An 18,752-nucleotide genomic window follows, 5' to 3' on the forward strand; every position below is an offset into this window, starting at 1 on the left:
AAAGACGTTTGGATTGCATGAAAAAAGTCTCCTCTTGTAGAAAGAGAAGACTCTATATAAGTTTATAGGAACATCATACCTGCAACTGCTGCGTTTAAGAAGTTCGCTAATGTACCAGCGATAACTGCTTTAATCCCTAATTGTGCAATTTGTTTACGGCGAGTAGGAGCTAACGTTCCTGTTACACCTAATTGAATTGCGATAGAAGAGAAGTTTGCAAATCCACAGATTGCAAATGTTAAAATTAGATTTGTTTTGTCAGAGAACTCTGCCATGTGTGGTCCTAAGTTTGCGTATGCAACGAATTCGTTGATTGCAAGTTTTTGACCGATAAAGCTTGCTGCTTGTATCGCTTCACCAGGAGAAACCCCGATTAAGATTGCGAATGGTGATAATAAGTAACCAAAGATTAAATCAAGGCTAAGTTTAATATCGAACAGAGAACCAACCCATCCTAATAATCCATTTAATAAAGCGATTAATGCGATGAAAGCCATTAACATTGCTGCTACGTTAATAACAAGTTGCATACCTTCAGATGCGCCGCGTGCAGCTGCATCAATAACATTTGCGTCTTCACGTTCTGTAGAAAGTTCAACGTTATTATCTACTTTTTCTGTCTCTGGCATGATTAGTTTCGCAATTAATAAGCTCGATGGAGCCGCCATAATTGCAGCTGCTAATAAGTGCTCTAACGGAATACCCATTGCTGCATAACCGACAAGAACGGATCCAGCAACAGCTGTCATACCGCTTACCATAATAGTGAAGAATTCACTATTTGTTAAGCGTGCTAAGTAAGGTTTAATTAAAATTGGAGCTTCAGTTTGTCCTAAAAATACAGTCGTTACTGAGTTTAGGCTTTCTGCTTTAGAAGTTCCAAGAAGTTTACTTAATGCACCACCAACGATGCTAACAAATTTCTGCATAATACCGAAATAATATAAGATTGCTACTAATGAACTAATAAATACGATTGGAAGTAGTGCTTGAATAAAGAATACAAATCCCCAAGGTCCCTTTGCGTTGACTAAATCCCCAGTAACGAACTTAATTCCCTCGTAAGAAAAATTAATTAATCCTTGAACACCGTCAGCAGCGTGTTTTAAACCTGCTTTACCAGCGTCCCATCGTAATACGATAAATGAAAATGACATTTGTAATGCTAGCGCAATTAAAATTGTGCGCCAATTAATAGCTTTGCGGTTGGAAGATAGTAAGAAAGCAATTGCTAATACTCCAATCACGCCGCCAATTCCCCATAAAAGATTCATGCAGTGTATGCTCCTTCCTCATAGTAAAAACAGTGTATAAACCAGTTGTCTATACGTTTGCGAATATAACATCTTTAGTAACTTATCATAATGGACATCGGAGGTCAAACGTCTAATGAAAAGTTTAAATAAAAAGAAAATTCTTCAAAAAAACACATATAAAATAAATAGACATGAAATAGGTTATGTTTTTTATGAAAATATATACATTATGATAACGTTATGCATTGTTTTTGTAGAATAAAGTGTATGAAATGGAAGAATGGATACATTATTTTTGTAGAGAGAAGGTAGGAGAAAGGGAGTAATATGTTGAACTCATAGCAAAAAAAGCCTTCTAGTAAACTAGAAGGCTTTGAAACTATTAATTAAGGTGCTTTCGTGTATCCTAAGAAGTGGCTCTTCCAATAAGAGTTACTTAATGAAGCGATCGCGACACCTTTATCTCCAGCTTGGATAAATGATCCGCCCCCAAGGTAAATACCCATGTGAGAAGGACCAGATTTATAAGTGTTTTGGAAATAAATTAAGTCACCAGGTTGTGGACTTGAAGTTTTTGGTAGGCTACTCCAATATCCTGCAACACTTTGGCGGCTAATGTTATGACCAAATTTCTTAAATACGTGGTAGATGTAGCCACTGCAGTCTACACCGTTAGCAGAAGTTCCGCCCCAAACGTACGGTACACCTTGCATTGATTTTGCATATGCAAGTACGGAAGAACTGTCGCCGCTATTGTTGCCTGTATTATTATTGTTGCTATTGTTTTGATTGTTATTTTGGTTATTGTTAGGCTTATTATCTACTGCGCCTCCAACTGGTGTTTTAGACAGGTAACGTGTTCCGATATAACCAGTTTGACCGTTGTAGTTAATTTTGCTCCATCCAGAGTTTTCAGAGATTACTTGAACCTTCTGTCCTTGTGGAAGTGCGCCTATGATTCTATAATTTGTACCTTCGCCGCTACGTACATTTAGTGCAGAAGCATTAATGTAGTAGTCGCCAATTGCACCTTGGTTAGGTTTTTCGGGTTGTTTTGGTTGCTCAGGAGTAGTAGTGCCACCTTTAACGAATTTTACAAATTCGCTACTAACAAAGCCTGTTTTTCCTTGGTAATTTACTTTAAACCAACCGTTTTCAGATCCAACTACGTTTAATGTTGTACCATTTAAAACGCCACCAATTACACTATGGTAAGCGGCAGGGCCTGTACGAACACGTAGAGATGTAGCGTTAACCACGTAAGAACCACCAGTTTGAATAGTTCCATTATTATTGTTTTGCTCTTGTTTGTTGCCTTCTGTAACGTTTTCGTTAGAACCGCCTTTTGTTACGTAGTCTTTGCTTACATAAGCAGTTTGTCCTGCGTAATTGATTTTGAACCAATCTTGAACTTCGCCAACAACTTGTACTACTTGTCCTTTTTTGACAGAACCTACAGTTGTATGAGAAGTGCTAGGACCTGTACGAACGCGAAGGGAAGATACATTTACTGTATAGTTTCCGCTTGCTGGTTTTACTTCTTGGTTGTTATTATTCGTATTGTTGTTTGAAGAACCTGCATTAGAAGAAACGCCAGATACGAATTCGCCACTTACATAACCTACTTGTCCATTATGGTTAATTTTCACCCAACCATTTTCTTGTCCAATTACGTTTAATGTTTGTCCTTCATATACACGCCCAGAAACAGAACTAGATGTGTTAGGAGCTGTACGTACACGTAATACATCAGCGGTAACTTTATTGTTTCCGCCTGTACTTACATTGTTGTTTGCTGCGCCACTTTTTGATACAAATTCGCCACTAACAAAGCCTGTTTGTCCATTAATGTTAATTTTGAACCAACCGTTTTCTTCGCCAATCACGTTTAGTGATTGACCGTTATAAACGCGTGAGATGATGTCGTGAGAAGTGCTTGATCCCGCACGAACATGTAATACGCTCGCGTTTACCTTATAAGATGAGCTGTTTGATGCAGAAGCTTGGACAGCTGTAGCAGCTTTTTGTGTATTTTGTTCAGGTGCAGCTTGAACACTATCAAGTGTAGGTGCTGCTCCTCCTGCTACAGACACTGCCGCAAGACCGGCAAGATACTTTTTCATAATTTGTCGATTCCTTTCTGTCTGTAATGTAGTGAAGAAATATTTACCAACTGTTAAAAATTCTAAAGAGCATGTCGATTACTGTCAAGACTTATATAGGAATCTGAATATGACAAAAAGATTACAAGAAAAAAATCAAGGCATAAAATTACACCTTGATTTCCATTTAAATGCATATATTGAATATGAAAGGACAGAAATTATTCGTGTTTAAGAAGATGCCATATTGGATTGTAATAAGATTTGATTAAAAGATTTTTGCAGTTTTTTGGTGATAGGCCCAACTTGCCCATCTTGAATCGCGGTCCCATCAAGGTGGGTCATCGGTAAAATTTCAATCGTTGTGCCTGTAAAAAAGCATTCATCTGCTTGATAAACGTCACGAACGCTGAAAAGTTCTTCCTGCACAGGAATGTGAAGAGTATTCGCTAAAGAAAGGACATATTGACGAATAATGCCATTTAAAATAAGGTGATTGGCTGGATGTGTGTAAAGCGTTCCGTTTTTAATTAAAAAGAAGTTGGAATGGCTTCCTTCTGTTACAATACCGTTCCTTACGAGAAGTGCCTCTTTACAGCCTTTCCGTTCAGCTTTCGTAGCAGCTAGTACGTTTGGTAATAAATTTAATGATTTAATGTCACAGCGTAGCCATCGAGTATCGGGTTCTGATATAGCGCGTATACCATATTCAATCCATAAAGCTGGTCGTTCTTTTTTTGTAATATAGGCATAAATTGTCGGAGGGTTGTCATATGAAAATACATGTGTGCGAGCTTGTACACCACGAGATACTTGCAAATAAATGGTGCCATCTTCGTGGAAATGGTTTCGTTCAATTAATTTGTAAAGTAAAGTGATGAGCTCAGCTTTTGAGAAAGGGAGCGATAATTCTACTTCTTCCATGGATTGATATAATCTCGTTATGTGCGGATCTAATAAATGAAAGTTCCCTTTATATAGGCGAATAACCTCATAGACACCATCTCCGAACTGCGAACCTCTCTCTTCAAGTTCTATGTACGTTTGTTGTTTTGTTGTATCAATAACTTCATCATTCCAAAGTACAAATTTTTCGTATGCCAATTTCCGTCCCATCCTTTCGTAAGTACGTAAGTAACGTGAAACTTTCATTCATGCGAGATAAAAATCACTATAGTAATTTTTATGTGAGCAATTCTCTACATATGACCGTATATGTATTTGTAAATCATAGAGAAATAAGGATGATTTACCCCGCATTAACGGCAGTAAAGCCCCTACTTACAAATTCGGGTAGAGCAAAGAAGTGAAGTGGCGAATTACTGCCCGTAAATGCCCGATTGGTGAGGGCTGATTAAACTTTCACTTTACAGCATTTTGTATATACAAATTCGAAAATAAGAAATGAGAATCCTGCTTTTAAATAAAAAAAAGTAACATTCTTATGGAATGCTGCACAAGGAGGGTAGCTATCTTTCATAGGGACATTGTCTCGTTGAATGCTTTGTGTATGGAAACAAAACAAGTTGAAAGACAATTATAAGAAAGTAGAAACAAAAGATTTACACATTTCTTTAAGGAATCTTACGAAAGATGAGAGATAAGAAATATGTAGAACCTCGTTTACATATTTTATTATAGAGATTCTTCATTAACACTATGTGAATATTTGGTAAAGGTTATGTAATTTTAAAGTTAATGAATATAAGTAGTTGTATGGAAGAAAATAAAAAAGAGGCTGAGATTACTCAGCGCTCTTCTTTTCTTCTTTAATAACTGTTTTTACTTCACCAGTTTTGATCTTATTACTTTCAGAGAAGCGAAGTAAGTCACCTTCAATGATTTTATCAGACATGTTCAATTCATTTTGGGCACGATCAATTAGTGGTTGAGATTCTTCTTTCGGTAATTGTACAACTTCGCCAGTAGCACGGTCATAGAATGTACTGTTTGTGTACATGTATTTATCTGTAACGAAGCTACCGTCACGAAGAACAACAAATCCTTTATTATCAGGTGAGAATACATCATGACCGAATCGAACGTCATTTGTAGAATCTACACCAAGTAAGTTTAGAATAGTTGGTTTAATGTCAATTTCACCAGTTGGTTTCGAAATTGTTTTACCTTCTTTTTGACCTGGAACGTGAATAAACATCGGTGTTTTTTGTAAGTTCATATGGTCAAATGCAGTGATTTCTTCTTTTCCTAAGAACTGTGCCATTGCACGGTTATGGTTTTCAGAAATACCGTAGTGGTCACCGTAGAATACGATTACTGAGTTGTCGTAAATACCTTCTGCTTTTAGACGCTCAATAAAGTGTTTCATTGCTTCGTCTAAGTAACGAGCAGTTACCATGTAACGGTCAAATACTCCATCACCAGAATTATATTCGTCGATTAATTTTGTACTGTCATCATAAGTGAATGGGTAATGATTCGTTAAAGTAAGGAAGCGAGTATAGAATGGTTGCTTCACTTGTTTTAACATATCAATAGATTGATCGAAGTATTCGATATCTTTTAATCCCCAATTTAATTTTGTTTCTGGCGTAATCTTGTAATCAAGCTCGTTGTAGTAACGATCATAACCAAGTGCTGGATACATAATGTTACGGTTCCAGAATGTTGCGTTGTTTGCGTGGAATACCGACGTGTGATACCCTTGCTGACGTAAAATTTCTGGAGTTGCTGTATATTCATTGTTACCGTGTGTAAAGAATACAGCACCGCGGTCTAGTGGATATAACGAAGTATCTACTAGGAATTCAGCATCAGATGTTTTACCTTGACCAGTTTGATGGAAGAAGTTATCAAAGTAATAACTTTCTTTCGTAAATTGGTTTAAGAATGGTGTAACTTCTTGTCCATTAACTGTTGCACCAATTAAGAATGTTTGTAATGACTCAAGAGAGACAACAATTACGTTTTTCCCTTTTGCAGTACCGAACATATTTGGATCTGGTTTACTTTGTGTTGTTTTTACGTAGTTTTCTGTTTCTTGTAATTTACTACCGTCAGCGAACGCTTTTTGTGAACTTGATTTTGCTTGTAAGCCAAGATCGTATACTTGGTGTACATATAATCCTAAGTTTTTAACAAGCATAACGCGGTCGAATGAACGTGTTAATAGTTCTGGGCGTTCAGCTTCTGCAAGTCCTAAGTTTGCGAAGAAGATAGCAACTGTTGATACGAAGTATAGGGAACGCATCGGGCGTGCTACACGCTCTGTAGGTGCAAAGTTTTTCATTTTCTTCAACAGAACGAAGAATATGATAATGTCTGCAAATGCAAGGATAATTTTGTAGTTAAATAATTCTTTCACACTAGAACCTAAACTTCCGAAGTTAGATGTTTGTCCTAGCACCGGTAATGTAACGAAGTCATTGTAGAATCCGTAGAACATTACGTTACCAACAAGAACGATTGTTAAGACAAAATTAATTCCAAGTGCTATATAGTTACGTTTTTTCCCTTTTGCAAATAATGCAAGACCAACAAGCAGTAATGATGCTGCTAATGGGCTAAGGAATAAAATGAATTCTTGCATGAAAGATTCAAGTTTTAAATCAAAGCTTGTGCGTGTAATAAGGTAAGTTTTCAGCCATAAGGCTAAAGCTACGAATACAGTGAAACGCACATTTTGAAATTGTGATTTCAAGGTTTCTTTCATTCATTTCCACCCTTTCTCTATCAGGCTTGGTCGATTTTGGAGCGAAAAATGTTAAAATAAAAAATACATAGTTTTCTTGGCCATAATTAAAGGTTCTATATTCACCCATATACGACTATAACTATGCATACCCTTTTGGTTTCTTTTGTTGCTCATAAGCATAACGTCATTTCTGTATTATACAACAAAATTCATTTCTGAGAAACACTATAACATTTTACATTTTTTGTATAAGATTTGTCACTACCAGAGAAAACTTTAACATTCGTTTATATGTCCGTCAACTAGAAAATATAACAAAGGTAGAGCAGAATGTTAAGTGGAAGTGAAAATTTTCTTTGTTGAGAAATAAGAAATGAAGATGGGTAAGGGTTATCTAGAAATCTATTATATGAAGGAAATAGTGTGAAAATTAACGAACACTTGTTCTTTTTTGGTTTGTTTGTTACAATAAAAGTTCATTGATAGGTTTTGTGTAATTTCCATGAACTTTTACTGATAACATATTGTAGCTTATTTCTTTTTAAAAATAGGGAGGCTTTTTACATGAAACAAAAATTTTCAGTTGAAGCGTTTTGGAAGAAAGTAAAACATGTTGCAAAGCAAGCAGGGCAATCGGTCATTTATGCAAGTTTATTACTGTTTTACGTTTTGCAAAGACCCGATGTTCCAAAACGAGTGAAAATTATTGTAATTGGAGCACTCGCTTATTTTATTGCACCGATTGATGCGATTCCAGATTTCATTGCTGGAATTGGCTATACGGATGATTTGGGGGCGTTAACGGCCGCACTAATACAGGTGTCGTTATACGTCAATGAAGATGTGAAAGATAAGGCACGAGTGAAGTTGGCAGAATGGTTTGGTTCGGATATAGACACAACATTTATCGATCAGAAATTAGGTCAATAGGTGAAACCTGTCATAAGGTGACAGGACGAACGTAAGCGAGGAAGTGCATTATGCCATCAGGAAGAACGCATACGAAAATAAACTTAATATCCCTTCCGGTTGTTTTGTTTTTGCTCTTTTCGTATGGATTAACAAATTTTGATTTTTTATTAACTTTTGCGATTGGTTTTTTAGTAGGTACTTCATTTTTAACACCAGATTTAGATACGTACAGTAATGCTTATAACAAATGGGGTTTCTTACGTATATTTTGGTATCCTTATAAGAAAGTAATGCCGCATCGATCTTTCTTTACACATACGATTATACTTGGTGATGTAATTCGTATTGCGTACATGTTAATCGTCTTTTCTCCATTTTTATTACTATTAAATGTAATCGCACTGGATGGTAATTTAATAGAAATTGCGAAGAAGCATGAGGTTGAAATTGTAACGTTCTTAATGGGAATTGTTGTGGCAAGTACGCTCCACATTATAGCGGATAAAGTGAATACGCGCCGAAAGAAAATGATGAGAAAAAAGAAGAAACGCAGAAGATAAAGTGAACGAATTAGGAAAAGGGCCCCTTGCAAATTGCAAGGGGCCCTTTTTAAACAAACATTTGTTTAAAATTAAGCTTTCAGCACTTTAATTCCTTTTACAATGTTCCAGATGAAGTAGTATAAGCTGATGATTCCGCAAATAGCTAAGACAATCATTGATCCAATTCCAAGTGTTACATCTGGTTGATCAGATCCAAGGCCCATAATTCCTAGAATAGTTACGCCAATGAATGTAGCGATACTTGGAATGATGTGTGTCCATAGAGCACGTTTTGCATGTGGTTTTGTTTCAGCGTCTCCCACAATCCAAACGATAATAGGGAATAAGATAGGGGCAAATAGTACACTAAAGTATGATAACGCAGCTAATATTTTATTTCCGTTCATATATATCACCTCATGAATAATTTCTGTTGTTATACTATTATTATGCAATAATTTTGGCAAACTTCCTATCGATGAACATTACAAGAACGTGACGATTTTGTAAGATTTTCTGTTAAATAATAAAATTTTCAAAAAAATCTTTTTTAATAGAAATTGTTATGGTACAGTATAAATGAAAGTTGTTGAAAACGTTTTCTTAAACGTTTTTTTATTTTAGGCTTAAAGATATGATGACCTGATAGTCTATTGATGAGGTTATTCTATTTAAAAGGGGATTCTTTAGGGGGAGAGAACAATGAACACATGGACACAAGTTTATGATCCATTCGGAAACATTTGGATTTCGGCAGCGGTCGCACTTATTCCGATTATCTTTTTTTTCTTAGCTTTAGCAGTTTTCCGCATGAAGGGGTATGTGGCAGGATTTATTACAGTTGTACTTACAGTTTTAGTAGCGTTATTCGCTTATAAAATGCCGTTCGCGATGGCAATGGCAGCAACCGGGTACGGTTTTTTGTACGGGTTATGGCCAATTGCTTGGATTATCATTATGTCCGTATTTTTATATAAAATTTCTGTGAAAACAGGTCAATTTGATGTGATTCGTGCATCGGTATTATCGATTACGAACGATCATCGTCTACTCGTTATTTTAATTGGATTTTCATTTGGAGCATTTTTAGAAGGAGCGGCAGGATTTGGGGCACCAGTAGCGATTACAGCAGCGCTTCTTGCGGGTCTTGGGTTAAATCCTTTATACGCAGCAGGTCTTTGTTTGATTGCAAATACTGCACCAGTGGCGTTCGGAGCGATGGGAATTCCGATTACAGTTGCTGGACAAGTAACAGGTATTGATCCACATAAAATTGGACAAATGGCTGGGCATCAATTACCGTTCCTATCATTATTTGTTCCATTCTTTATCGTATTTTTAATGGATGGATTTAAAGGGATAAGACAAACGTGGCCTGCGTTACTTGTAGCGGGTAGTTCATTTGCGATTACGCAGTTCATTACAGCGACATTTTTAGGACCGGAACTTCCGGATATTACATCGGCACTTGTAAGTTTAATTAGTTTAGCGCTGTTCTTAAAAGTTTGGCAGCCGAAAGAAACTTATCAATCTGGGCAAGCAAATAGTGAAGTAGCAGCAACAACGACAGTAGCATCGATGCCAAAATTAACGTTTGGAAAAGTAGTGAAGGCATGGTCCCCATTTATCGTATTAACGGTTATGGTAGTCATTTGGAGCCAAAGTTTCTTTAAGGCATTATTCGCTCCAGGAGGGGCTTTAGAAAGTCTTGTATTTAAGTTTGAAATTCCAGGTCTGCATAATTTAGTAATGAAAGCAGAGCCAATTGTAAATAAACCAACGCCTTACGAGGCAATTCTGAAGTTTGATGTATTATCGGCAACTGGAACAGCGATTTTAATTGCTTGTATCATTTCCATGTTTATTTTGAAAATGAATGTAAAAGATGCAGCAGTGACATTTAAAGAAACGTTAAGCGAATTAAAAATGCCAATTCTATCTATCGGATTTGTACTAGGGTTTGCATTTATCGCAAACTATTCTGGTCTATCTTCTACGTTAGCGTTAGCATTAGCCGGAACTGGCGGACTATTCCCGTTCTTCTCACCATTCTTAGGCTGGATTGGCGTATTCCTAACAGGGTCTGATACGTCTGCGAATGCACTGTTCTCAAATTTACAAGCCATTACAGCGCAGCAAGTCGGCGTATCTGAAGTGCTTCTTGTTGCAGCAAATACAACAGGCGGTGTAACAGGGAAAATGATTTCCCCGCAGTCGATTGCGATCGCTTGTGCGGCGGTTGGTCTTGCTGGAAAAGAATCGGATTTGTTCCGTTTTACAGTGAAGCATAGCTTATTCTTCGTAATTATTGTTGGTATTATGACGTATGTGCAGGCGTATTATTTAACGTGGATGATTCCGTAAAGTGCAAAAGAAATAAACTTTTCATTTTTCAGATTATCGTGTATGATGGGAAAGTATTGAAAATTAAATCAGTGATAAACTAGGGGTGCCTAACGTATGCGTAGGCTGAGAGAGAAGCGCGTGAACTTCTTAACCCTTTGGACCTGATCTGGCTCGTACCAGCGTAGGGAAGTTAACGGCTTTACATAATGATGTCTTTATGAGCCAGGTCCTTATTTTTTTATGGACCTGGCTCTTTTTATTTTGGCATGCGCTGGCCATATCTTGTCCTTGTCACGAACAGGGGGGCAACAAAATTTATGAAACAATCTGTTTCAGCTGAGCAAATTGAATTGAAGTCGAGTTTACCAGGGAGTAAGAAAGTATATGTGGATGGACCACGAGAAGGTATGAAAGTGCCGATGCGTGAGATTGAACAAAGCGAAACGAATGGCGTTCCAAATCCACCAATCCGTGTGTATGATACGAGCGGTCCTTATACAGATCCTGCGTATAAGGTCGAGTTGGAAAAAGGAATTCCAACGCCGCGCCACTCTTGGATTATGGGGCGTGGTGATGTAGAAGCATACGAAGGGCGTGAAGTGAAACCAGAGGATGACGGTGTGAAAGTAGCTTCGAAGCATACACCTGTTTTCCCGCAAATGGATCGCCAGCCGCTTAGAGCAAAGCAAGGTGCAAACGTTACGCAAATGCACTATGCACGTAATGGCATTATTACGTCTGAGATGGAATACGTTGCGATTCGTGAAGGGGTAGAGCCGGAGTTTGTTCGTAAGGAAATCGCAGAAGGTCGCGCTATTTTACCAGCGAATATTAATCATCCAGAAGCTGAACCGATGATCATCGGGCGTAATTTCCATGTGAAGGTAAACGCCAATATCGGAAACTCAGCTGTATCTTCTTCGATTGCAGAAGAAGTAGAGAAGATGACATGGGCAACGCGCTGGGGTGCAGATACGATTATGGATTTATCTACAGGTAAAAATATTCATACGACGCGGGAGTGGATTATTCGTAACGCGCCTGTACCAGTTGGAACTGTACCGATCTATCAAGCGCTGGAAAAAGTAAACGGAATTGCAGAAGATTTAACGTGGGAAGTATATCGTGATACGTTAATTGAGCAGGCGGAGCAAGGCGTTGATTACTTTACGATTCACGCTGGTGTATTGCTTCGTTACATTCCAATCACGGCAAAGCGTACGACAGGTATCGTTTCGCGCGGTGGTTCGATTATGGCGCAGTGGTGTTTATTCCATCATAAAGAAAACTTCCTATATACTCACTTTGAAGAGATTTGTGAAATTATGAAGCAGTATGATGTTTCGTTCTCTCTTGGAGATGGATTACGTCCAGGGTCTATTGCAGATGCCAATGACGAAGCACAGTTTTCTGAGCTTGAAACACTTGGTGAATTAACCAAAATTGCTTGGAAACATGATGTGCAAGTTATGATTGAAGGACCTGGACACGTACCGATGCACTTAATTAAAGAGAATATGGAGAAAGAGCTTGATATTTGTCAGGGCGCGCCGTTTTACACACTTGGGCCACTAACGACAGATATTGCACCAGGTTATGACCATATTACATCTGCAATTGGAGCTGCGATGATTGGCTGGTTTGGAACAGCGATGCTTTGTTATGTAACGCCGAAAGAACATTTAGGTTTGCCAAACAAAGATGATGTACGCACGGGTGTTATTACGTACAAAATTGCAGCGCATGCGGCTGATCTTGCGAAAGGACATAAAACGGCTCATCAGCGTGATGATGCACTTTCAAAAGCACGCTTCGAATTCCGTTGGCGCGATCAATTTAATTTATCTTTAGATCCTGAACGTGCGATGGAATATCACGATGAAACGTTGCCGGCAGAAGGGGCAAAGACAGCTCACTTCTGTTCAATGTGTGGACCGAAGTTTTGTAGTATGAGAATTTCACATGATATTCGTGAATATGCAAAAGAAAATGATTTAGAAACGACAGAAGCAATTGAAAAAGGAATGAAAGAGAAAGCAGAAGAATTTAAAGAAGCTGGTAGTCATTTATATCAATAACATGTTACACCTCTTTACTTGATTGATCACACTGTAGTACCTAACTTTATTATAGAAGAAGCCCCATTTGCTAAGACGGTAGCAAATGGGGCTTCTGTTGTTTATAAGGCGAAGAAGAGATGTACCCAGTAGAATAAGAGGAATAGTGTGACGACTGTTGTGAGCGGGATAACGATAAGGGATACACTTAAATAGTCTTTCCATTTTACTTTAATTTTGTTTTGTTTCAGAATATACATCCAAATGAGTGAAGCTAGCGTACCAATTGGTAGTAATAGTGAACCGATGTCACTACCAATGATGTTTGCAAGATAGATAGTTTTTAATGTGACTGGATCTAGTCCCATTTCTGTTAATGTGATTGTACCAATCATAAGGGCAGGATGGTTATTGAAGACGTTAGAGAGGATGGATACAAGTCCGCCCATTGCAAAGCTAGCATAGAGTAGATGCTGATTTACAATTGGCTCGAGCCATTGTACAAGTGCAGCTGTTAATCCTGCGTTGTGGAGTCCGTAAATAATGACGTACATAGAGAAAGCGAAAATTAAAATGTGCCACGGTGTCTTTTTCAAAATGTCGACAGGATTTGTTCGTAAGTAGTACCATCTCCAAATGAGAAGAACGAGTGAACCAAGTACTGCAACGATTTCAATTGGGATGGATAAGAAGGATGCAACGAATAGAAGACAGCGCATCAGGAAGACGAAACCTAATACTTTTAACATGAATCTTGTCCGTTTTTGTTTCGTATCGACAGAATTATTTCCTTTTAGTGGATGGAAGTTTTTCGTGAAGAAAATTTCTTCAATATCATATGAAGAAACAGGTAATTTTTTCGGAAGTTTTTTCTTCAAAACTGTATACATGAGCCATGACATAAATAATAAGCCTAATGTTGCAGGTACAAACATCATAGCGGTATGCATATAAAGAGTCATATGGACGATGTTTAATGCGATTAAATTTACGATATTACTTACACCAATTGGTGCACTAGATGCCGTAGCGATTAAAGCTCCGCTTAATAAATAAGGAATTTGTTGATGTGGTTTTAATTGAAGGTTTTTTAGAAGAAGAATTAAAATGGGAGTTGTAATTAAAATACTACCGTCGTTATTAAATAAAAGAGTCATAAGAAAACATAATAATTGAATATACCAGTATAGACGGCGTCCGGAACCTTTCGCTAGATTTGCCAGTTTCGCTGCGGACCAATGGAAGAAGCCGAAGCTTTCTAATATAACTGCCATAACAATAGTTGCTAATATTGTTATGGAAGCACCGCCAATTTTACTTATAATATCCATGATGTCTGGTTTTGATACAAGTCCAGTAATTATGATGATACCAGCTCCGATTGCTGCTGGCCATGCCTCATTTAAGCCGCGAGGTCGCCAAAAGATAACGATCATCGTTAAGAAAAATACAATAATAGTAATCCATATTTCAATGCTCATATTTTGCCTACCTTTCTATTTTCCCTTGAACAGATGTAGCTTGTCTCAAGTTTATATTGGTAGTATATTCAGCAAAAAATAAGAAGAACTAGACGTATAACGAGATGAACCGAATATGTGTTTTTCAAGCTAAAGGACAAGTGTCACGAATAGTGAAATAACTATTATGAGAGGAGTCTATAAATTATTGGGCAGTAAGATAGTAAATGAAATTTATATGGGCGATTATTGAGATATATTGGCGTAAGTTAAAATATATCAGCGATTATTGAGATATATCGGCGCAACTAAAAATATATCAGCGATTATTGAAATATATCGGCGCAAGTTAAAATATATCAGCGATTTTTAAAATATATCGACTTATCGACAAAACATGAAAAAAGGAGCCCATCCCAAAATGCCTTTTGGAACAGACTCCAATGCTATATTATTTTTCTTTCAAAAAAGTACGATCCTTCAAGAATAAGTTCCAGAAGAAAATAAATCCTGGTAATAAAATTGCAATCCCAATTGCGTATAGAATGAGCAGTGCATAGAACGTTTCTTTCGTTGTAAAGCTTGTAAATACCGTTACGTCAGGATAAATAATATACGGTAAATGCGCGACCCCGTAAGCATAGCTTGCAAATGCATATTGAGCGACGACAGCTAAAACGGCAATGCGAGGGTATCCTAGTGTATTGTACTTTTTGTTTGTCCACCAAAGGGACGAGTATCCGATAACGAATAAAACAATAGAAACTGTAAACCATGGGAATTGCTTTATTAATCCTTGCATAAGCCAATGTGTTTCTGGATCCATTACAACGAGGGCAATAATTGCCGTAACGAGCGTTGCAGGACCAAGGATGATAGCATTTCTTCTATAAATTCTATACGTATCTTCTGAACTTTGTTCTCTCGAAAAATCAGCAAGAAAGAGAGAGGAGAGAAATAGTTCAGAAGTTAGTCCGAAGAGCATATAACAGTAGATAACTGGGCTAGAAAGAAGTTTTCCATATAGGAGTACTTCCTTTCCTTCAGACATTGTAATATAGGCTCCCTCTGTAACGGGTAAAACGGTAATTAATAGTGCTGGAATTAATAGACCAGTAATACCTGAAATAACCCGAAGAAGGTATTGATATTTTGGCAAGGAGTAAGCAAATACCATAAATGTACTACGTACTGCAATGAGCACTAAAATTAACATAACTGGTACGAACATTACTGTCGCAAGAGTAAAGGCCGCTTTCGGAAAGAAGCCGAGAAATGCGACAACGACGAAAACGAGAAACGTATTTGTTACTTCCCAAGTTGGTGATAAGTATCGATTCGCAAGTTTAGCAGCGAGCGTCGGATGTTTTGCGTATACCATGCCCCAAAAACCAGCGCCAAAATCAATGGACCCTAGTATACTGTATACGAAAATAAGGGCCCATAAGATGATGATTGCAATACTTTCCTCATACATGAGAATCGCCTCCTTGGTGTTGTAAATCATTCTTTAATGGATGTCTTCTAAAGAATGTCCGTAGAACAATGACTGTTAAAATAGCGAGTCCAATATACAAAATGATGAACAAAACAAATAAAGGACCGACGAAATCGGCGCGTGTAGATGCATCGACGGTACGTTGCATACCATAAATTGTCCATGGTTGACGACCGCTACAACTGAAAATCCATCCGAATTCAATACCGAGCATCATAATTGGTCCGCATGCGGCAGCCCCCCAAAGTAGCCACTTCGGTAGTTCTGTTCCCTTTTTTCGGTACACGAAATACCAATATAAGAGTGCAATTGTTGCAACAGCAAAGGTAAACGCAGCAGTTCCTACCATTAAGTTGAATAGTGTATGTGTATAAAATGGTGGCCATGTTTCTTGTGGGAATTCGTTTAGTCCTTTTACGACAGTGCTAGGGTCTAGTCCCACTAATAAGCTAAGCATGTTTGGAATTTCAAGTGCATAGTTTAGTTCAAGTGTATTAGGATCCACAACTCCGCCAATGGATAGCGGTGCGTGTGATGTCGTTTCAAATAAAGCTTCAGCAGATGCAAGTTTTTCAGGTGAGTGTTTATGTAAGGCAATCGCTGATTCATGTCCTGAAAGCCACATCGTAGCGCCTGTAATAAATGTAACGACAAGCCCTAATAGCAGCCCTTTTTTATGATAAGCAATTTCACGTGTACTTAAATTTTTCTTCAATAATTTAAATCCAGCAATAGAAGCAATGACAGCCGCACCGGTTGCATAAGCCGTAATAACGACATGAAATGCACTTGTGCCAAAACTTGGATTAAAGAAAGCTTTCCACGGATCAACGTTAAAAACAGATCCATCTGGATTCATTGAAAAGCCTGCTGGTGTATTCATCCATGTATTTGCTGATGTAATAAGCACGGCGGATGCCGTGGCACCAAGCATGACGAAAAATAGCGAGATTAATCTCATAAATGGAGGAAGTTTATCAGCTGCATATACGTAAATCGACATGAATAAAGCCTCCAAAAAGAAGGCGAAAATCTCAATTTGGAAGGGAACAGAAATAACTTGCCCAACAATTTTGGCGAAACCAGGCCAAAGAAGTGAGATTTGCACACCAACAATTGTTCCAGTTGGAATTGCTACACCGAGAAGAATAGCAAACGCCTTTGTCCATCTTTTCGCCATAATGGCATAGTCGGAGTCTTTCTTCCAGTGATAGAGTATTTCGCTTATAAAAATCATCAATGAAAGTCCGACGCCAAGTGTTGCAAAAATAATGTGGAATGCTAATGAAGAACCAAAAAATGCTCTTGCTAATGTTACCGTATCCATATGTAAACTCCTCTTCTTTTTTGCCATTATTTTCTGATTGAATTGGAAGATTTATTCAAAAAAACTACCAAAAATATATATGTATTTAAAAAGTGAATATGATAATATAATGTTGTAATATTTTGAATAGAAAGAAATAAATAGTTTCTCATGTTTTGTTTGTTTTTTTTACAGGAATCTTTTATAATCTTTTATGCGAACATAAGTTCTATTTTTCAAAAAGAAGAAGTTTATGTGAAATGGAGAGGGTGTTTTATGTATCCTGAAGTCATTAAAAAGATGGCATTTTCAAAAGAGCATAGAGATTTATTATTGAAGCTATATAATAAAGAGATTACACGTCGTGAATATGATCGGCTTGTACAATCGCTATATAAACCTTCTAAAGAGGTTTACGAGGGATAGAAATGGGGGAGACAATCTAGTGGATTGTCTTTTTTAAATTTATGTATGTTCTGATAAAATTAAGGTTAGCCTTACTAGGGAGGTGAAAAGATTGCGGAAACGTTTATATATAGGGATTGGAATTATCTTCTTGATCGCTTTAGGTGGAATTGTATTTTGGTCAGCTTTACAAGGAAACCGTACAGAAAATTTTATTTTAAGACATATGGTGAATGACAATGGAACGCTTGCCACGTACCGTTTAGTAGATACTAAGGCAGGTACGGGTGAAGCAAAGGGACGTGAAGCTTTATCAGAATCAGCGGGATTATGGTTACAATATACACTTGATAAAGATGATCAGGCGTTATTTGATGAGCAAGTAAAGGTTATTCAAGATAATTTCGTATATAAGAATCATATCGTTTTATGGAAACTCTCTGAAAAGGGAGAGAGGCAGTCAGCTACAAATGCACTTATAGATGATCTTCGTATTATAGAACAATTATATCGTGCTTATGAAATGTATAAGGAAGAGCGTTATAAAAACCTTGCCGATCAATTAAGTGATGCTGTACTTCGTTATAATAAAAAAGATAATTATTATGTTGATTATTATGATGCAGATGCAGGGAAACAAAATAATTTTGTAACAACATCATACATAAATCCACGTGCATTCTCCTATATGAAGAAGTACGACAAAGTTTCTGCTCAGCAATATCAGGAAGTCGTTCAATTTTTAGCGGACTATCCAAGGCATGGCTGGGCATTCCCGAAAGAGTATAAAGAAGATGGTACATTTACGTACGATAAAGAAGTCAATCTTATTGACCAATCATACGTTGCATATCATCGAAGTTTAGGTGGTCTTTCATCAACTGCTTATTTGGAATTTATAAAGAAGAAATTCCAGGAGGATGGAAAGCTATACGGTCGTTACAATTTAGAAACGGGAAAACAAACTGTGAATTATGAATCGCCAGCCGCATACGGATTAACGATTTTGTACGTACTACAAACAGGTGATAAAAAGTTTGCGAAAGAATTGTATGATCATATGGCCACATTCCGAAATGATAACGTATTTAGTAGATATTATGGTGGATATGTAACAGGTGAAAATAATAATACGCATATTTTTGATAATGTACTACCACTTTTAGCTGAAATGGAATTAAAAAAGAGTGAACAATAAAAGTTGCCACCATAT

14 protein-coding genes and 1 riboswitch are annotated in these 18,752 nt (G+C 37.3%); of the genes, 6 read left to right on the top strand and 8 right to left on the bottom strand.

Annotated features, from left to right (window positions below; translation table 11 throughout):
- Window positions 1-62: 62 nt before the first annotated feature.
- The 4 genes from AU379_RS18730 to AU379_RS18745 all read right to left on the bottom strand — a co-directional run bounded on the left by AU379_RS18730 (window position 63) and on the right by AU379_RS18745 (window position 7,031).
- Entirely contained in the window at window positions 63-1,274 is a 1,212-nt protein-coding gene (locus AU379_RS18730) for a NupC/NupG family nucleoside CNT transporter (RefSeq protein WP_001051029.1), read from the bottom strand.
- Between the two features lie 368 nt (window positions 1,275-1,642).
- Window positions 1,643-3,379, bottom strand: a complete 1,737-nt coding sequence (locus AU379_RS18735; protein ID WP_000760245.1) for an SH3 domain-containing protein — start codon at window positions 3,377-3,379, stop codon at window positions 1,643-1,645.
- 210 nt (window positions 3,380-3,589) lie between these two features.
- Entirely contained in the window at window positions 3,590-4,474 is an 885-nt protein-coding gene (locus AU379_RS18740; protein ID WP_082769973.1) for a D-amino-acid transaminase, read from the bottom strand.
- A 628-nt stretch (window positions 4,475-5,102) separates the two neighbouring features.
- Window positions 5,103-7,031 (bottom strand): LTA synthase family protein, encoded by a 1,929-nt coding sequence (locus tag AU379_RS18745; RefSeq protein ID WP_000665350.1) that lies wholly within the window; start codon window positions 7,029-7,031, stop codon window positions 5,103-5,105.
- A 546-nt stretch (window positions 7,032-7,577) separates the two neighbouring features.
- On the opposite strand from AU379_RS18745, the gene AU379_RS18750 reads away from it, so the two are divergent.
- Window positions 7,578-7,943, top strand: coding sequence for a YkvA family protein (locus AU379_RS18750; protein ID WP_000810369.1), 366 nt, complete (start codon window positions 7,578-7,580; stop codon window positions 7,941-7,943).
- Window positions 7,944-7,993: 50 nt separating this feature from the next.
- Entirely contained in the window at window positions 7,994-8,485 is a 492-nt protein-coding gene (locus AU379_RS18755; RefSeq protein ID WP_001139060.1) for a metal-binding protein, read from the top strand.
- A 71-nt stretch (window positions 8,486-8,556) separates the two neighbouring features.
- Here AU379_RS18755 and AU379_RS18760 read toward each other — a convergent pair whose 3' ends face one another.
- Complete coding sequence (locus tag AU379_RS18760) at window positions 8,557-8,874, bottom strand: DUF4870 domain-containing protein (protein ID WP_001014099.1); 318 nt, start codon at window positions 8,872-8,874, stop codon at window positions 8,557-8,559.
- Between the two features lie 295 nt (window positions 8,875-9,169).
- Here AU379_RS18760 and lldP point away from each other — a divergent pair, with 295 nt between their 5' ends.
- Together lldP and thiC are read left to right on the top strand one after the other, a co-directional pair.
- The gene (gene lldP / locus AU379_RS18765) at window positions 9,170-10,831 is read left to right on the top strand and encodes an L-lactate permease (protein ID WP_001099331.1); all 1,662 of its coding nucleotides are present in this window, start codon (window positions 9,170-9,172) and stop codon (window positions 10,829-10,831) included.
- 71 nt (window positions 10,832-10,902) lie between these two features.
- Window positions 10,903-11,018, top strand: a riboswitch (TPP riboswitch).
- 112 nt (window positions 11,019-11,130) lie between these two features.
- On the top strand, window positions 11,131-12,891 hold the full coding sequence (thiC, locus tag AU379_RS18770) for a phosphomethylpyrimidine synthase ThiC (protein WP_000814479.1): 1,761 nt from the start codon (window positions 11,131-11,133) through the stop codon (window positions 12,889-12,891).
- A gap of 101 nt (window positions 12,892-12,992) precedes the next feature.
- Here thiC and AU379_RS18775 read toward each other — a convergent pair whose 3' ends face one another.
- The 3 genes from AU379_RS18775 to cydA all read right to left on the bottom strand — a co-directional run bounded on the left by AU379_RS18775 (window position 12,993) and on the right by cydA (window position 17,155).
- On the bottom strand, window positions 12,993-14,351 hold the full coding sequence (locus tag AU379_RS18775) for an arsenic transporter (RefSeq protein ID WP_030029375.1): 1,359 nt from the start codon (window positions 14,349-14,351) through the stop codon (window positions 12,993-12,995).
- A 430-nt stretch (window positions 14,352-14,781) separates the two neighbouring features.
- Complete coding sequence (locus tag AU379_RS18780; RefSeq protein ID WP_000272787.1) at window positions 14,782-15,807, bottom strand: cytochrome d ubiquinol oxidase subunit II; 1,026 nt, start codon at window positions 15,805-15,807, stop codon at window positions 14,782-14,784.
- Window positions 15,800-17,155, bottom strand: a complete 1,356-nt coding sequence (cydA, locus tag AU379_RS18785; RefSeq protein WP_000381987.1) for a cytochrome ubiquinol oxidase subunit I — start codon at window positions 17,153-17,155, stop codon at window positions 15,800-15,802. The genes AU379_RS18780 and cydA overlap by 8 nt, the downstream gene beginning before the upstream one ends.
- A gap of 255 nt (window positions 17,156-17,410) precedes the next feature.
- Between cydA and AU379_RS30640 the strand changes: the two genes are divergently transcribed.
- Window positions 17,411-17,560, top strand: a complete 150-nt coding sequence (locus AU379_RS30640) for a hypothetical protein (RefSeq protein ID WP_000283181.1) — start codon at window positions 17,411-17,413, stop codon at window positions 17,558-17,560.
- A 91-nt stretch (window positions 17,561-17,651) separates the two neighbouring features.
- A complete protein-coding gene (locus AU379_RS18795; protein ID WP_001231654.1) occupies window positions 17,652-18,737 on the top strand; it encodes a hypothetical protein in 1,086 nt (361 codons plus the stop codon).
- The last annotated feature ends 15 nt before the right edge of the window (window positions 18,738-18,752 follow it).

The sequence above is a fragment of the Bacillus sp. JH7 genome (assembly GCF_001563515.1).
Classification (GTDB): Bacteria; Bacillota; Bacilli; order Bacillales; family Bacillaceae_G; genus Bacillus_A; species Bacillus_A cereus.

What these genes read in the sequence shown, in the direction of transcription:
- AU379_RS18775 (WP_030029375.1), bottom strand. Translation starts at nt 14,351, where the DNA reads ATGAGCATTGAAATATGGATTACTATTATTGTATTTTTCTTAACGATG.
- thiC (WP_000814479.1), top strand. Translation starts at nt 11,131, where the DNA reads ATGAAACAATCTGTTTCAGCTGAGCAAATTGAATTGAAGTCGAGTTTA.
- AU379_RS18745 (WP_000665350.1), bottom strand. Translation starts at nt 7,031, where the DNA reads ATGAAAGAAACCTTGAAATCACAATTTCAAAATGTGCGTTTCACTGTA.
- cydA (WP_000381987.1), bottom strand. Translation starts at nt 17,155, where the DNA reads ATGGATACGGTAACATTAGCAAGAGCATTTTTTGGTTCTTCATTAGCA.
- AU379_RS30640 (WP_000283181.1), top strand. Translation starts at nt 17,411, where the DNA reads ATGTATCCTGAAGTCATTAAAAAGATGGCATTTTCAAAAGAGCATAGA.
- AU379_RS18780 (WP_000272787.1), bottom strand. Translation starts at nt 15,807, where the DNA reads ATGTATGAGGAAAGTATTGCAATCATCATCTTATGGGCCCTTATTTTC.
- AU379_RS18755 (WP_001139060.1), top strand. Translation starts at nt 7,994, where the DNA reads ATGCCATCAGGAAGAACGCATACGAAAATAAACTTAATATCCCTTCCG.
- lldP (WP_001099331.1), top strand. Translation starts at nt 9,170, where the DNA reads ATGAACACATGGACACAAGTTTATGATCCATTCGGAAACATTTGGATT.
- AU379_RS18730 (WP_001051029.1), bottom strand. Translation starts at nt 1,274, where the DNA reads ATGAATCTTTTATGGGGAATTGGCGGCGTGATTGGAGTATTAGCAATT.
- AU379_RS18740 (WP_082769973.1), bottom strand. Translation starts at nt 4,474, where the DNA reads ATGGGACGGAAATTGGCATACGAAAAATTTGTACTTTGGAATGATGAA.
- AU379_RS18760 (WP_001014099.1), bottom strand. Translation starts at nt 8,874, where the DNA reads ATGAACGGAAATAAAATATTAGCTGCGTTATCATACTTTAGTGTACTA.
- AU379_RS18735 (WP_000760245.1), bottom strand. Translation starts at nt 3,379, where the DNA reads ATGAAAAAGTATCTTGCCGGTCTTGCGGCAGTGTCTGTAGCAGGAGGA.
- AU379_RS18750 (WP_000810369.1), top strand. Translation starts at nt 7,578, where the DNA reads ATGAAACAAAAATTTTCAGTTGAAGCGTTTTGGAAGAAAGTAAAACAT.